This is a genomic window from Leptothoe sp. ISB3NOV94-8A (assembly GCF_043421595.1).
Lineage (GTDB): Bacteria > Cyanobacteriota > Cyanobacteriia > Phormidesmidales > Phormidesmidaceae > Leptothoe > Leptothoe turfae.
On sequence record NZ_JAXSQW010000001.1, the window covers coordinates 6,660,271 to 6,676,279 of the forward strand.

Below are 16,009 nucleotides of genomic sequence, written 5' to 3' on the forward strand. Positions count from 1 at the left end.
CGTGCATACGAGTGCTTGTCTGATGTTGTTCACACGGTACCCCGAAGCTGGCAATACTAAAACCCGGCTGATTCCCTATTTAGGTGCGGCGCAGGCGGCTGAACTCCAGCGATGGATGACGGCATCCATGGCCAATGAAATGGCTGCTCTGCGTCCAGATATTGATCGGCAAATCCATTTTTCTGGCGGTAGTTTGTCGCAGATGCAAGCCTGGTTAGGGCGGCAGTTTACCTATCTGCCGCAGTTTTCTGGTGGTTTAGGCAGTCGCTTGCACCAGGCATTTGTAGAGAATTTTCGGTCAGGCAGGGATGCTGTGGTTGCGATTGGGGCTGACTGCCCTCAGCTGAGTACCCGCCATTTTGAGCAGGCGTTTAAACAGCTCAAAACCCATGATGTGGTGTTAGGGCCAGCGGCGGATGGGGGGTACTACTTGATTGGGTTAAATCGACCCCAGTTCCAACTATTTGAGAATATTCCATGGGGCACTGGTGAGGTCTTTGAGCGGACGATTGCGATCGCAAATCATCTAAACCTATCCGTTGTTACCCTGGAGCAGCTGCGGGATGTGGATCGCCCAGAAGACTTGGAATTGCTCAATCAAATTCCCATTTATATTTAAGGGTTGTGCCATTGGAGGGTAATCCTCGTAGGGGCGTTCCCTGGAACGTCCCTACGATGGATATTTCATTAGATGCGGCTGACCTGTTTAGGGATGTAATATCGGGCCTTGCTCGGCACCATACGAGCGTAAAGATTTTCTAGCTGGGTGATATTTTGGCTGAGGGTATAGCGATCCAAAACACGCTGACGAGCCTTGCTGCTCAAAATTGAAAGCATTTCAGGATGATTTCGCAGTAAGGGCAAAATAGTTTGTAACTGCTGTGCTACACGTTGAGTATCAATCACAATACCTGCTCCGTTTTCGAGCACTTCGCCATCGGCCCCCGCATCAGTAGCAATGCAGGCTGCACCACAGGCCATCGCCTCCAATAACGATAACGATAGCCCTTCAATTAAGGACGGCAAAATAAATGCATCCGCACCTTGCAAAATTTCGATGCGGCGATTCTCATCGGCAACGAAACCTAGCCAAATGACTGAAGTATCGGCTCCGTAAGCCGTCTTTAAGGCCATTTCTAGGGGACCACTGCCGACAATGATAAGTTTGTTCTTGCCTCTCATGTTGGCCAGTTTCCAACCCTTGAGCAGCGACTCTACATTTTTCTCAATAGCCAGTCGGCCCTGATAAACATAGATTTGGTCCGCCCTAAATTCTTGTTTGATGCGGGAATGGCCAGGAGCATACCGATAGATATCCACACCGTTTGGAATAACGGCTACCCGTTCTGCAGGTACTCCAAGTTTGACTAAGAGTTCTTGCTGCATGCGAGAAAAAACGATCACCTGGTCATAGTTGGCCAGCCGAGGAGCATACAGCTGATAGGTAAAATGCTGAGTTCCTGACGTCAGGTTGCGGCGTTTGCGATCAAAGGCAGGATGAAATGTAGCTACCAGCGGAATTCCCTGCTCGTGGCAAATTTCCGGTAGCTTAAAATCCAAAGGTGATAGAGATAACGATGCATGCACTAGATCTGGCTTGAGTTCTGCCAGTACCTCAGCCAGCCTGCGTGCTGAACGAAAGCTGGGAATAATGAGGATCTGCGATTTGAAAATAAAGGGTAATGAAACCTCTTCATAGCCAACGTGCTCACCTTCTGACTCTGCATCGGTAGCAAAGTGGAGAAATGTCACTCGATAACCACGATCTAGTAGAGCATTTGTAATCTCTCGACCATAGGTGACATTTCCACAAAATGGAGACTTTTTACCAATCCATGCAATGTGCATCTAAACGGGTCTATAAATCAGACATTTATAAAAGGGCGTTTTCAAAAGCAGACATGAACGGCTTTGCGAATTCAACCGCTTGGCAAGACGCCCCTAGGAACCCTTGTTTACTCAAGCAACTGTTTAAGTAACGTAACTTAATGCTGCTTAAGCAACCGTACGAATGCTTTATATGACTTTATCAGGATTTTAGGATTTCCTTGGTAATGACTGCTCAGAGAGATTGGAATTTGGGAATCGATGGGGATTGGAGAAGGGACGATGGGGAGTAGTTAACCATGCTGATAGCCCTGCTCGGAGCTTGAGGACTCTAGTTTTGCCCTGGTTCTAGGGTGGGGAGGAGGTTTCTGCTGGGACAGTGAAAACAGTTTGGGTGAAGATACCGCCTAGAATGACGATGGCTGCGAGACTCAACAGTACTAAACGTAACCCTAGAAACGCTTCTGCGACGCCTGCTAAGGCTAAGGGTAAGCTCAGGGCAATGTTGACAAGGTTGTTTTGTAGTCCAAAGACTTTGCCGCGCATATCCTCAGGGGTTTGCTCTTGCACTGTGGTTTGCATGGGGATACCAACCGTGGCTGCAAAAATGCCCAGTATGGCGATCAGCGCTAGGCTACCCCACAGGCTATGAATTGTCATCGAAAGACCCCCTAGGGCAGCTCCCATGCCCAATAGACCCACCAGACTCAGCTGACGTCGCGCAAAGCGATGACCCGCGTGACCAATCAGGGCTGCGCCTATGCCCATACCGACGCCGCCTGAGGCTAGTAACACGCCAAATTGGGACGATTTGAGCGCAGGGATAACTTCAGCTAGACGCACCGCTAGCACTGCCAGTGCTGCAAATACAGAGAATAGTAGCACCAGCTGAATAATGGCGTTACGAATGGGAGGGCGCTGTTTGATGTAGCGCAAACCCTCTTTGATATCGGTCAGGACATGGCTGTCTTTGGTGAGATTCTCGGAAGATTCGCCGGTACGCATCAGCATCAGGATGACGCCAGCCAGGCAGTAGCTCAGCCCGACTAAGATGTCTTTGCCAATGCCGCTGTTGCCATCAAAAGAGGCAAGGAGTTTATCTGCGATCGCAAGCAGCGGCTCCCCCACCGCAAATCCAATAATCACCGATGCCATCATGGTGGTGGTATAGAGGGAATTTGCCGATAGCAGATGGCGCTCGTCCACAATTAGCGGAATGGCAGACTGTTCTGCTGGGGCAAAAAACTGGGTGAGCGTCGACACCAAAAAGGTGACCACTAACAGCAGGCAAAAGCTTACGGGGATACCTGCTATCGTGCCCCAGTCATGGCTTAGCCATAGTCCTAAGGGCAACAAAATGACTAAGGTTCCTCGCAGCAAATTAGTCAGCACTAAGACTGGCCGCTTCAGCCAGCGATCTACATAGACCCCGGCCAATGAGCCAAATAGGACCGCTGGAATCGTAAATGCGATCATCACAGCCGATACCCAACCACTGATGGTTTGACCCGGTACTTCATACTGACTGGCAATGATGGCAATCATTAGAACCAGGTACACCTTATCGGCCAGTTGCGAAAAAACTTGACCACCCCAAAGCGTGAGAAAATTACGGTTCTGTAGCACTGGCCAAAAGCCAGTTTGTGGTCCAGTAGCACCAGTGTTTGAAGTATCTTTATCCACTGCTGCTGATACAGCTGGTAATCGATTGTCTGCCGTTAGAGTGTCTGGATGCCCATGCTCTGAAGCCGGTGATCTCTCGGTCAACCCAGCCTCATCCAGGCCTGGCTGGTAGCCAGAACCGTCAGAAATCTTAGATGCACTTGGGTCTGACTCACGAAGCATAAACAGGTGAAGCAAAGCAGCTATCGAGTAGTGCAGCCGATCGAATGGGGCGATCAAAATGAAACTGAGCATAGTTTCTCAGCAGACGTTCAACACGACGCCACAAACTATGGGGGGCTGTACCAACTCCTTCTATAGATGGTAAAGAACTATCCTGGGTGAACACAAGTTCTGCTTGCCCTAATTGTTGCAAAAGTGCTAATTCTGGGGCTCCAATGGTCGTTGTTAATGAACCATAGATACGTTTGCGACGCCCAGCTTCATAATCCATGGGTCCAGCATTATTTTCTAGTCGCTCTAGTTGCTCTAGGGTGATCACCCCACCTGCAGAAATGCTAAACCCCACCTGCCATTGGCTCCCCAGCTGGGGCTTGATGGGGGTGCGACTCAGGCAGCAGTGACGTAATTCTGGGGCGATTCCGGCAAGGGCCAAAATGTGAAAGGTCCCGTGGGCCAAACAAGCCAGCACAGCCCCTGATGGAGCAGTCTCTAACCGTTCTAAATGGGCAACCAGTAGCGCAAACAGCTCTGCTTGAGGTTGTTCGCTGGCTTCACATAGCACCAATTCTGCAAGATACTGTCCCGCTGTTAGCCGTACCAGATCTTGACTTAACCCTGGAAATGACTGCTGAGTTTGAGCTTGAATCATTTTGTCCAGAGATTTCCCTTTGGACAACATCAGCTCATTCACCACAAAAAGACCACTGCGACCTCCTAGACGAGACTTATGCTTGCGGGCTCCAGGTGCGATCGCACGCAGCAGCCCATGTTCTTTAGTCAAAATAGTGATCAACCGATCGGTCTCACCCATCGGAGCAGCTTTAAGGTTGATACCAGTGGCTTTATAGGTGCGGGACATTAAGCACTCACGACTTACTTTTCGTCGTAGTTTACGTTAATTTGGCTGTTCCCTTCGTATAGCCAGTTCATTTTTTTAGGATCTAGCTTGGCGTGATACATCAGCTTTAGAAGCTGATTTAAGGCAGCATGCTTATAGATTCCTCGTTCTCTAAACCGGCGGGCCGAGGTAACGATGGTGCCTGGAGCCATACAAGGTGGACCAAACTTACCCAGGGCATGGCTGAGGGCGGTATCTTCAAAAATGTCCATGTCAGGCACACCGCCAATGGCCATAAGGGCCTCTCTTCGGGCAAAGATGCAGTGATCTAGATAGAGAATCCGGCTAAAGCGTGGCCGTTGGGTCGTCGAGTACCAGGAGGTAAACCGCAGCAGCCAATGGTCGAAGTCAAAGCTGTGGCGGAACCCTCCCCAGGTGAGCATGGTGTTTGCCATGAGCCCTCTGACTTGAGAGAGGGCATCGGGTGGGAGCAACGTGGCCGGATGATGCAGCAGGACAATGTCTCCCTGGCTGGCTTCAATCCCAACGGTCAGCCGCTGGGCACGATTGGTGGCGTCAGAATCAATCAGCTTAAATTGATCTGCTGCTGGATGTTGGGTAATCACGTCATAGGTGCCGTCTATGCTCGGGCTCATGACGATGATTAGCTGCTTCTCCCCAGATTGCTGAGCGAGGTTATCCAGAATGCGTGGCAAATAGCCATGTCTGATTTCATTGAGGCAAGGCAAAACAACAGAAATTAAACTCACTACCTATGGCTCTCCCGGCATGGTTAACTCTGATGGTAGGACCTCAGTGAGCGATGTATTAGACCTACTCAAGTCCAAGTTGGGCGTTGTCACTCTTAGGGGCACATCTTGGTTAGTGGTACGACTGCTCAGAATAATACAAAGTCTATTAAGAGTAGCGAAGACTCCCCATAAGCTGAGTTAGCGTTCAGGGAAATGAGTTTTAATTCTGACGACCTATGACTGTCGCTCCATCCTCTTTGGCCATGCCTCAGGTTCATGTATACGTTGATAAGGCTGCGCTTGTGGCGGCAGCGACTGACCAGGTGATAGAGCTGATTCGTGATGCGATCGCAACCCGTGGCCGCTGCTCAATTGCTCTGTCAGGGGGCAGTACACCCAAGCCCTTGTACCAGGCCCTGGCCCAAACCGATTTGCCCTGGGAACAGCTCTATATTTACTGGGGGGATGAGCGTTATGTGCCAGCCACCCATGCCGATAGCAATGCCAAGATGACCTACGAAGCTTGGCTGAACCACGTGGCGATTCCTGCTGAGAATATTTTTACAGTGCCGACAGAGACGGATTCCCCTAACAGTAGTGCCGACCAATACCAGCAGGCGTTAGCGACAAGTTTTGATACTACTGAAATTCCCGCCTTTGACATCATCTTATTGGGCATGGGCGACGATGGTCACACAGCCTCGCTGTTTCCCCATACAGAGGCTTTGAATGAAACTGAACGCTGGGTAACCGTGGGCCAAAAAGCCGATCAACCCAGAATTACATTGACTGCGCCCGTGATTAATCAGGCTCGCCATGTGATGTTTTTAGTGGCTGGTGCTAACAAGCAAACAGCCTTATCTCAGGTGTTTGCGCCCACTGCCGATAGCGCTACCTATCCTGCTCGGTTGGTTTCGCCAACGGGTGAGCTGAGATGGCTATTGGATCAAGATGCGAGCGCAGGATTACCTGCATCGATAGAGCGCACATTGCATTAAACTGCTGGTCCTGCCCTGGATGTGTATTACCTCCAGGGGGAATGCCCCTCTGTCTCCTGAAAGCTTATCTAAACTAAGAATACGGAGCAAAGGCAAAGATTGCCTATATTTCTACCAAAGCATCATCAGAAAATCGTCGAAACCGTGTAGTTTATACATGGCTAGAGCGCAAACCAGACCGCTATGATTATTTGCCCAAATTGTAACTACCAAAACCCAGAAGGAGCTTCTCAGTGTGAAGCATGTTACACGCCACTCCCAGAATTGCTCACATGCTCAAATTGTGGAGCAACGGTTCAGGCAGATGCGAGTTTTTGCGGTCAATGCGGTCATAGCCTAGCTAATCAGGCTGTGCCAGTGGCGGAGCCTTCAGCACCGGCTGAACCGGTTTCCACAGATGACCCACCGACTCCCTTACCGGTTGGGTCATCGTCAGATTTGATTGAGCCTGATCCCCTGGTACCACCAGATCCCTTATCTGTGGCTCCACCACCGCCGCTGCCTGCGGATCCAGTTCCAGAAACTATTCCAACAGCTGTTGACATTGTTAGCGAACCGCCAACTACACAGCCAATGGCGAGTGTGACAACTCCCCAAACACAGATCCAGATCCAGACTGCCAGGTTGCTACATATTCAAACCGATACGATTTTGGAGCTGCCGCTCGGTTTAGATCTGATTCACATGGGTAAACCCAACGATCGCATCCCACCAGATTTAGATGTATCGGGTTTTCCAGAATCGGAAATTGTGTCTCGTGTTCATGCCAATATCCGTATTGAGGGCGATGTCTACTATATTGAGGATGTTGGCAGTTCCAATGGTACGTACATTAATAATCTACCGCTTGCTGTAGGCAATCGTCATCGTTTGCGCCCTGGCGATCGCATTGCCCTTGGAAAAGGTGATAAGGTGAGCTTTATTTTTCAACTCGCATGAGAATTAGCAAAGGTATCGAGTTCCTAGTTTAGTTGCTGCTTTTGCCCTGTCATTTGTGTTACATTGCCCTTCGATGTATTAACGTGATTACCTTATCGTTACTTCACCCGCTCAATAAAACCCCCATACAGAACTGGTCCTTTGAGGAGCAAGACGTCATTCGCATTGGCCGTTCTACTGATAATGATGTTGTTCTTTACAGTGCTGTTGTGTCTCGACATCATCTAGAGATACATAGAGGGGTTGCTGGTTGGGCAATCCAGAGCATAGGTACTAATGGAACCTATCTGGATGGCAAGCGCATTCAAAATGTAACGGCAGAAAATGGTCTAGTGGTCAGGTTGGCACGATCTGGACCGAATCTACAAATCACTATTGATCAGCCTGAAAAATCTTCGGTTGCTTCTATTAAGGAGTTATTGGCTCGCCGCAAACATCACCAATTTGGTCAAGGTGCATCGGATCAACCTGTGAGGACTGATCTGGATGTTGTCAAAACTGACATTCGTGATAGGACATCGCCGTCCGGTGGTAAAACTTGAAGTTCAAATTCTGTAGATAATGACGGTCTTTCTTAACTAACTTGCCTATGGAAAGAGGTGATCAGGTCTATGTGATGCGGGATGTGATGGGCATTCCTTACCAGCATCACGGTATTCATTGTGGTGATGGAACCATTATTCACTATCGCAAGGTGGGTACGGCGACCGTCACACGTACCAGTATTGATGCGTTTACTCGGGGTAACCCGGTGTTTACGCTCAACCCGCCCGTATCATTTATTCCAGATGTGGTGATTAGTCGCGCTGAAAGTCGTCTTGGAGAGCAGCGTTACAATCTGTTTTTTAATAACTGTGAGCATTTTGCCAATTGGTGTAAACATGGCGACAATGTGAGCCCTCAGCTCAATGAATTTGGTCTGCGATTGGATCAGCTGAAGGTACCCAGTGGGCTAACTCGACAAGCCGCTCAGCAAGAAAGCCCGCAGGCGATTTTAGATTTGTTTGAAAAGGCCTTGGGGAATATTGCGATCGCAACTCATACTCTCCTTCCCGACTACGAACAAGCCCAAGCCGATAGCGCTCAGTGGAAACGAGTGGCTGAGGCAGCCCTGGGCAGAGGGCGTGAAGATCTAGCGCGCGCAGCCCTCTATAAACGCCGTGATGCCCAGAAAAAAGCTGAATCCATTCAAGAACAGCTACAATCTCTTTCTGATTTGCAAATTTCCATTCAAACTGACCAAATGCTGGCGCTAGAACGCCTAAGTGAGGAAGCTACGTCCCCGTACTAACTGTTTTCTGTAGAAATACTAAGATACAAGTAGAGACCGTGGTTAGAGGCTGGTCTGTGACGACCTCTAGCCCGGTCTATTTTGATCAACCGTTTGATCATCTTGTCGATTCTTAAATCGCGAAGTACGATTGTAGTCTGTTTGTAATACAAGATCATTTCGCGGATGACATCAGGAGGCATCCCGTGGGTAAGCTATTCACTATCCTTCAGTACTACCGCCAATATTGGCTGATTACAGCGTTTAATGCCGCTGCTATGGGGGCCTTTGAAATTCTGGATCTCTTTGTGCCCTATGCCATTGGCCAAATTCTCAATATTCTCTCTCAGCAGCCTCTTGATAGGCCGTTAGAGCGTTTTATTGCCATTATGGGTCGGTTGTTGCAACAACCCATAAGCCCTACCTTTTCTCTGCTGGTTTTGTTGGGGTTGGTGGGGCTACTTTCCGTTGGTCGTGCCCCAATTCAGCCCTGGATTGGCCCCTGGTTTAATTGGGATACGGCTTTGCGTGCCCGACGGGATAAGTCACAGCGCTCTCTAGAGAAAATTCTAACGCTGCCGCTGGAATTTTACGATGAAAACAACCCTGGCCGCATTGCTGCGCGAGTGGCTAAGGGGTTGGCTAATTACACATGGACCTACCCGGAAATTGTTGGCCAGTTTATTCCTAAGATTTTTCGGGTGTTAGGCATTTTTGTGGTGATTGCCTGTATTGATTGGCCGATTGCTCTGGTTGTTCTGTGTTCCTTTTTATTGATTATTGGCTATAGTTTCTCGCGGCTCGTGGGCTTGTCTTATCAAGAGGAGAAAATTGATAAATACATAGAAAATACCGAGAGTCGTACCTCGGAGATTATCACCAATATCAAAACGGTCAAGGCATTCGCAGCAGAACGTCGAGAGCTTAAACGTCAGCAGCAACGTTTGGACCGAGAATTTAAGGTGGTCGACTACCGCATCCATTTGGGTTACGTCAAGCTCAGTGCCCTTCAGCGCACTATTGTGCAGACTTGTACCTTTGCTGTTCTCGCCCTAACGCTTTGGGCCACTATGCGGGGGAGTATTTCCCTGGGGCACTTTGTGACTATTCTTACCCTGTCCAGTATGGCGTACGCCGAGGTGGATCCTATCTGTAACCTGGCGGAAATGTTTGTCCGCCGGTATGGTGCTATGGCTCGGTTTCAGGAGTTTGTTGCGCTGCCACCGGGGATGGATGCAGGTCAGCTGACCGATGATGTGCCTGACTATCGGTTTACGGGCAAGGTGCATTTTCATCAGCTCACCTTTGGTTATGTACCTGATAAGCCTGTGCTCAACAATATTGAGCTGTTGATTCAACCCCGTCAGACGGTGGCATTAGTTGGTCGATCAGGCTCAGGTAAATCGACGTTGGTAAAGCTACTCTTCCGTTATTTTGAGCCCAACAATGGGGCCATTTTAATGGATGGTCAAGACCTGCGTCGTTTGGACATTACCGGCTATCGACGGCGGCTGGCGATTGTTCACCAGGAGGTCGACGTTTTCAACGGTACCCTGATGGAAAATCTCCTCTATGGTAATCCGGACGCCACTGTGGAGCAGGTGCAGGCCGCTTGCAAAATTGCCCAGGCCCATGCGTTCATCCAGCAGATGCCCCATGGCTATCTGACCACTGTGGGTGAACGCGGTGTCAGGCTTTCTGGTGGTCAGCGTCAGCGCATTGGGATTGCGCGGGCGTTGATTATGGATCCTGATGTGCTGGTGTTTGATGAGGCCACGTCTAGTTTGGATTATGAGTCGGAACGGGCGATTCAGGTGGCGATGCGATCGCTATTTGGGACCCGTACGCTGATCATTATTGCCCACCGGCTGAGCACCGTTCGTGAGGCCGACCAAATTGTGGTGCTAGACCAGGGCAGCATTAGTGAGGTTGGCAGTCACGATGAGCTATTGACCCAAGGCGGTCTATATCAACGTTTGCACCAGCTACAGGAAACGGGGGAGCTGTTGGAATAACAATAGCTAGTGACTGATATTAACCGTGAACGTGCGTTACAGGTTCGCTGGCGTACGTTCAGTGTCTCACAATGGCCATAGTTTGAGTGGCTGACCCTAGAACGGTGTTGGATGGCTAGCGTCCGATTGTAATCGGTAGCCCGCTCCCCGTACCGTTTTAATAAGACCCTTGCCCAGCTTGCGGCGCAGGTGACCTACGTAAACATCAACAATGTTAGAGCCGGGATCATAATCATATCCCCAGACCTGATTGAGTAATTCTTGGCGACTCCAAACTCGATCAGGTTGTTGTGCCAACATTTCCAGAAGAGTAAACTCACGCGTCGATAGCTCAACAGCTTTGTTGTGGTATCGAGCGGTGCGCTGACGTAAATCCAACGTCAGGTGACCTACACGTAAGATTAGCATTTCAGAAGGGGCGGGTAACCGCTGATTGCGTAACTGCACTCGAATACGAGCAATTAACTCCTGGGGTGAAAACGGTTTGGTTACATAATCATCGGCTCCAGCTTCGAGCGCAGTCACTTTATCCTGCACATCTTGAATAACGGTAAGCACAATGATAGGAAACTGTGCTCCCCGTCCTCTTAGCTCCTCAATTACTTGAATTCCCCGTTTTTCGGGTAAACCCAAATCCAAAATTAATAGTTCAGTTGGGTTGTCACAAGCCAGGTCAATGGCTTGTTGACCTGTTTCGGCAACCAGAGTAACAAATCCATGGGCCTGTAGTGCTTTTGCCAGAAAGGCTGCAATACGGGGCTCATCTTCAGCAATCAAGATTCGGGTCATGGTGTTTTAGCTTCGTAAGGAGGGTCTAAGGGGAAAATGATGTTGAATTGGCAGCCCTGCCCCAGTTTGCTAGAGAGAGCTACATGTCCACCGTGGGCTTCGGCAATGGCTTTAACAATCGAGAGTCCTAATCCAGCTCCTTTGGACTTGGATCGAGTGGTTTCAACACGAGAAAAGCGTTGCATGACGCGTTCTTGATGCTCAGGTGAAATACCTGTGCCTGTGTCACAGACTGTAAAACACACCCCTGTGGGTACTCGTTTAGAGCTGAGGGTAATCATGCCCATCTCATCGGTATGCTCCGCTGCGTTTTGCAGCAGATTCATGACCGCCTGGATAATCCGATAGCGATCGCCCACAATGCGAATCGACGCTTTTGATGTGAGCTGCCAGTTGCGCGCTGCTAAGGCTTTAGCTTTAGCGAACAATTCTTCAGTCAGCCGATGAACATCAATGAGCTCCAGGTTCAAAAAGTCAGACCGCTCGGCGCGGGCTAGTAATAATAGATCGTCGACCAGACGACTCATGCGGTTGAGCTCATCCTTTAACAAATCTAGGGTGTCGTCATGTTGACCTAGAGACTGACCTAGTACTTCAAGATGGCCCCGAATCACAGTGATGGGTGTCTGAAATTCGTGACTGGCATCATTAATGAACTCTCGCTGGCTGGCAAATGAGGCATGGAGCCTATCCAGCATCTTGTTGAAGGTTATGGTCAGCTCAGAAATTTCATCGGGACCTTTTACAGGGATGGAATGTTTGGGAGTATGGTCTAAATCGTGGATAGAACGGGCCGTCTCAGTCAACAGTTTTAGTGGTGAAACCACTCGTCCAATGACACCCCAAGCTAAAACAAGGGCGATTAAAAAGACGATACCAATCACCCAAGTAGCGACTAAAACAGCCTGATCAATTTCTGATTGCAAGTTCTTGCGAGAGTAGGCAACAATAAAGACACCTCGATTGTTGCCGGGAGGTTGAATGGGATGAGCCGAATAAATGATGTTGCCTGATGTATCGAGGTTTCGATTGTGATGGGGGCTCTCTAGCTGTGCAATAGAGTTGAGCAATGCATCATTCTCTTGTAGATTTTCTGGTAATGCAATGGGGCTAGATTTGTACAATTCTCCATTCAGAAAAGCGATCAGGTATTCATCATTTTCAGGGACGTTACGTGACAAAAATACGTCAAAAATAGCCGCTACATCGTCTCCGAAGGGTTGTCCGGTCAATGGATCTCTGCCATCAACAAGGCGTTGAATTTCTTCAATTTCTTGATCGAGTGAGCGATGAATGCGCTCCAACATCTGTGCTGATAATATTTGTCTAATGGTGACTATCGATATCACAATTGACAGAGAAATTAATGCTGCAAGCCAGAAAATAATCTGAGTTCGCACACTAGAAAGAAGTCTATGCCAGCGCCAGGCCATAAAAATGCCTTACTTAAGACTGTTTAACACCGATCCTAATCTAAATGGCGCGCTTATGATAGCTGACGTATCTTAAAAGAGAAGTGGCCTAAATCTCGAATCCTTTGACTGTAATTAATTTAGTGTTAAATGAAAAAAGTTTCATCTAAGTTTCAAAAAACATTCATGCTAAATGGCAAGTGTCGTAGCTGTTGTTGTAACGGTTGAACAATACATATTCTTGCAAACTCTCTAAAGTTTGATAGGTTGCAAACTTGTCTCCCCGGTCAAATGCTTCTGTTGATTTAGACAACACCTCGACGATCAGTTTTGGAAATCATTGGTATGTGGCCGTTTTCTGGTCATGTGGATCACAGGTAACCATCACATCCGGATAAAAAAGCGATTCCGCGCCTCTACACGTGTATTCATATTAGAAATATACAGCCGCAGATAATCATCGATGCTTAGATGCTGCTCAAATCAAGCAACCATAGTAACTTTGGCAGATTTCTGTATGGGCCTATTGTAACTCTAGTCAATGGTGAACGAATTGCATGCAGTCTGAGTCACCTTTAGGGCCGCATCCTCGCTTAATCCCATATCTTCAGCGTCCGCCACCAGCCATAACAAGTACTCAGTATTGCCTGCTGGCCCACGAATAGGTGACCAAGTGAGACCTTGCGCTTTCCATCCCAGTCGTTGCGCAGCCACGTATACCTGCCAGATAGCTTCTGCGTGATCTTTGGGCTCTCTTACCACACCCTTTTTCCCAATTTTCTCTCTTCCGACTTCAAATTGAGGTTTTACTAACAACACACATTCTCTTGCCCCTGTCATCAGATCCCAAAACGCGGGAAGAACTTTGGTGAGAGAAATGAAGGACACGTCTATTACCCCCAGGTCGGGACGTTGGGTGTTGTCTTTGTATAATTCTTCAGGTGTGAGATGACGTAGGTTGGTGCGCTCTCGCAGCACAACTCGTGGATCCTGGCGAATTTTCCAGGCGACCTGGCCATAACCCACGTCGATGCCGTAGACCTGCCTTGCTCCATTTTGTAGTAGGCAGTCAGTGAATCCGCCCGTGGAGATGCCGCCGTCCAGACAAATGCGATCGCACACCTCCACCCCAAACTCCTTAAGCGCTTTCGCCAGCTTCTCACCACCCCGCGATACATAGGGCGACTTCTGCTTCAGCACCACCACCGCATTATCCTTGATGGTTGTCCCCGGCTTATCAATCACTGCCTCATTCACCTTGACCTCCCCTGCTCGAATACAGCGCTGAGCCTGCTGGCGTGAGTCGCACAGTCCTTGCTCAACTAGGTATACGTCCAAGCGTTGTTTGGCCATTGCCGGTCGATGGGTGTTCAAGAATGATAGGCATTGCCCACCCTACCATTTTGCTTACAGCTGTCTTCATCGGCTCTTTTTAGTTGCCCCCTAGACACTGCTGCCAAATTGCCCTTAGATAGGAGTAGCTAAAGAAATGTTAAGTAAATGTACTCATGACCTGTGGTGTTCTTCGTTGGTCGTCCTAGCTGAGTGCCAAAAATGAGGTTGTAGTTTTCTGACCCCTGCCATATCGTTTCAACTGGCTCTAGTCTTTGAACAGGTTGCTGCAATTCTCACAAAGACTCTGACCTGCTGCGTGGGTTTGAGCGTTTTACGTGTCTCGCCTGCTGCGGGCTGGTGATATTGAGTGGGTGGTGTCCTACTCACCAAGGTTTTTCAGGCATAAGGAGCTCCCTTGAATACTCGGAATCTCAACGTTCGGTCCCTAAATTTGCGCGCCCTTAAACGGGAGTGGTTGCTCAACCCAAAGGATGACCTTTTAGCAGGTGCCTTGGTGGGTCTGGCGCTGATTCCTGAGGCGATTTCCTTTTCCATCATTGCTGGGGTAGACCCGAAGGTGGGTCTGTATGCCTCGTTTCTGATTGCGGTGATTACGGCTTTCCTGGGTGGCCGGCCAGCCTCTATCTCGGCGGCTACTGGGGCCATGGCTCTGTTGATGGTGGACCTGGTTAAAGATCATGGGCTGCAATACCTGCTGGCAGCTACCTTTTTGACCGGCATTTTTCAGGTGATATTTGGGGTGCTCAAACTGGGCCGTCAAATGAAATTTGTGCCCAGAGCGGTGATGATTGGCTACATCAATGCCCTGGCTGTGCTGCTCTTTTTAGCCCAGCTGCCCCAGCTGACTGATGTGCCGTCCATGGTCTATGTGCTTACCCTACTGTCCTTGGGGATCATCTATATTTTGCCCCGCTTTACTAAGGTGGTGCCCTCACCCCTAGTCGCCCTGGCGGTGATGACCATTGCTGCGATCGCACTCCGTTTAGATGTTCCCACCGTCGGTGATATGGGTGAACTGCCCACTGCACCGCCTGGGTTTGCTTTACCCCAGGTACCCTTCACCCTAGAAACCCTGCAAATAATTCTGCCCTACTCTCTGACGCTGGCGATTGTGGGATTGCTGGCCTCCTTTCTCACCGCCTCGCTGGTGGATGATTTCACCGATACCCCCAGCGACAAAAATCAGGAAGCCAAAGGACAGGGGGTGGCCAATATGGTCACTGCCTTCTTTGGTGGCATGGCTGGGTGCGGCATGATTGGCCAGTCAGTGATCAACGTTCAGTCCGGGGGCCGGGGCCGTCTATCCACCCTGTCGGCTGGGGTATTTTTGCTAATTGCCATTTTGTTTTTACAAGATTGGGTGAGACAGATGCCCATGGCTGCCCTGGTGGCCGTCATGATCATGGTTTCCATCGGCACCTTTCGCTGGTCTTCGTTTACAAATATGCGCCGTGTTCCCCGCAGTGAAGTCGCCGTCATGCTGACCACGATGGTTATGATTATTGTCACCCGCAACTTTGCCCTGGGTGTGGCGACGGGCATTGTCATGAGTACGGTGTTTTTCTCCCGTAAAGTTGCCAAGCTGGTATTTGTCGATAAGGTGCTCAGTGAAGACGGGGCTCACTGTACTTACAAGGTGTCTGGACAGATTTTCTTCCTGTCTCGGGATGAGTTTTCGGCATCCTTTAATTTTGCTGAACCCGTTGAACAAGTGACCATTGACCTTAGCGATGCCCAACTGTGGGACCAAGGGGCTGTGGAAGTGCTGGATAAAACCGTGCAAAAGTTTCGCCGTAAAGGTGTGGAGGTGACTGTGGAGGGCCTCAATAAAGCTAGTGCCACGCTGCTCAACCGCCTCGCCACTGATGAAGAACTGGTCACCAGCGGGCGGACTTAGATTTTAGAGAATCCAAAAAATCCTGTAGGGCGTTCCAGGGAATGTCCCTATAGGATGGCCCTCCACCGTAA

Annotated in this window: 14 protein-coding genes and 1 pseudogene; 7 read left to right on the plus strand and 8 right to left on the minus strand. The window is 49.4% G+C overall.

Features of this window, described 5'->3' with window-relative positions:
- Positions 1-22: 22 nt before the first annotated feature.
- Positions 23-619, plus strand: coding sequence for a TIGR04282 family arsenosugar biosynthesis glycosyltransferase (locus tag SPB21_RS28630; protein ID WP_250564947.1), 597 nt, complete (start codon positions 23-25; stop codon positions 617-619).
- 68 nt (positions 620-687) lie between these two features.
- Here the strand turns inward: SPB21_RS28630 and SPB21_RS28635 are convergent, their stop codons facing one another.
- The 4 genes from SPB21_RS28635 to SPB21_RS28650 all read right to left on the minus strand — a co-directional run bounded on the left by SPB21_RS28635 (position 688) and on the right by SPB21_RS28650 (position 5,280).
- The gene (locus SPB21_RS28635) at positions 688-1,848 is read right to left on the minus strand and encodes a glycosyltransferase family 4 protein (RefSeq protein ID WP_163664685.1); all 1,161 of its coding nucleotides are present in this window, start codon (positions 1,846-1,848) and stop codon (positions 688-690) included.
- Positions 1,849-2,175: 327 nt separating this feature from the next.
- Complete coding sequence (locus SPB21_RS28640) at positions 2,176-3,672, minus strand: MFS transporter (protein ID WP_499868757.1); 1,497 nt, start codon at positions 3,670-3,672, stop codon at positions 2,176-2,178.
- The gene (recO, locus tag SPB21_RS28645; RefSeq protein ID WP_163664687.1) at positions 3,662-4,531 is read right to left on the minus strand and encodes a DNA repair protein RecO; all 870 of its coding nucleotides are present in this window, start codon (positions 4,529-4,531) and stop codon (positions 3,662-3,664) included. Before recO ends, SPB21_RS28640 begins: the two co-directional genes overlap by 11 nt.
- A gap of 14 nt (positions 4,532-4,545) precedes the next feature.
- Positions 4,546-5,280 (minus strand): glycosyltransferase, encoded by a 735-nt coding sequence (locus SPB21_RS28650; RefSeq protein ID WP_499868415.1) that lies wholly within the window; start codon positions 5,278-5,280, stop codon positions 4,546-4,548.
- A gap of 218 nt (positions 5,281-5,498) precedes the next feature.
- On the opposite strand from SPB21_RS28650, the gene pgl reads away from it, so the two are divergent.
- The 5 genes from pgl (at position 5,499) to SPB21_RS28675 (ending at position 10,484) form a co-directional block, all read left to right on the plus strand.
- Positions 5,499-6,260, plus strand: a complete 762-nt coding sequence (gene pgl / locus SPB21_RS28655) for a 6-phosphogluconolactonase (protein ID WP_250564948.1) — start codon at positions 5,499-5,501, stop codon at positions 6,258-6,260.
- A gap of 183 nt (positions 6,261-6,443) precedes the next feature.
- Positions 6,444-7,199 carry a double zinc ribbon and FHA domain-containing protein gene (locus tag SPB21_RS28660; protein WP_163664691.1) on the plus strand — a complete coding sequence of 252 codons (756 nt, stop codon included), beginning with the start codon at positions 6,444-6,446 and terminating at the stop codon, positions 7,197-7,199.
- A gap of 83 nt (positions 7,200-7,282) precedes the next feature.
- Entirely contained in the window at positions 7,283-7,741 is a 459-nt protein-coding gene (locus tag SPB21_RS28665; protein ID WP_163664693.1) for an FHA domain-containing protein, read from the plus strand.
- Positions 7,742-7,788: 47 nt separating this feature from the next.
- Entirely contained in the window at positions 7,789-8,490 is a 702-nt protein-coding gene (locus SPB21_RS28670) for a lecithin retinol acyltransferase family protein (protein WP_163664695.1), read from the plus strand.
- Positions 8,491-8,675: 185 nt separating this feature from the next.
- Entirely contained in the window at positions 8,676-10,484 is a 1,809-nt protein-coding gene (locus tag SPB21_RS28675; RefSeq protein ID WP_163664697.1) for an ABC transporter transmembrane domain-containing protein, read from the plus strand.
- 96 nt (positions 10,485-10,580) lie between these two features.
- Here SPB21_RS28675 and SPB21_RS28680 read toward each other — a convergent pair whose 3' ends face one another.
- The 4 genes and pseudogenes from SPB21_RS28680 to SPB21_RS28695 all read right to left on the minus strand — a co-directional run bounded on the left by SPB21_RS28680 (position 10,581) and on the right by SPB21_RS28695 (position 14,038).
- A complete protein-coding gene (locus SPB21_RS28680) occupies positions 10,581-11,273 on the minus strand; it encodes a response regulator transcription factor (RefSeq protein ID WP_163697672.1) in 693 nt (230 codons plus the stop codon).
- Complete coding sequence (locus SPB21_RS28685) at positions 11,270-12,706, minus strand: sensor histidine kinase (protein WP_499868417.1); 1,437 nt, start codon at positions 12,704-12,706, stop codon at positions 11,270-11,272. The genes SPB21_RS28680 and SPB21_RS28685 overlap by 4 nt, the downstream gene beginning before the upstream one ends.
- Before the next feature lie 178 nt (positions 12,707-12,884).
- Positions 12,885-13,108, minus strand: a pseudogene (locus tag SPB21_RS28690) (Uma2 family endonuclease); the annotation flags it as partial.
- Positions 13,109-13,219: 111 nt separating this feature from the next.
- Positions 13,220-14,038, minus strand: a complete 819-nt coding sequence (locus tag SPB21_RS28695; RefSeq protein WP_490795826.1) for a TlyA family RNA methyltransferase — start codon at positions 14,036-14,038, stop codon at positions 13,220-13,222.
- A gap of 397 nt (positions 14,039-14,435) precedes the next feature.
- Between SPB21_RS28695 and SPB21_RS28700 the strand changes: the two genes are divergently transcribed.
- Positions 14,436-15,938: a SulP family inorganic anion transporter gene (locus tag SPB21_RS28700; protein ID WP_250564950.1), complete on the plus strand. Its 1,503-nt coding sequence runs from the start codon at positions 14,436-14,438 to the stop codon at positions 15,936-15,938.
- The last annotated feature ends 71 nt before the right edge of the window (positions 15,939-16,009 follow it).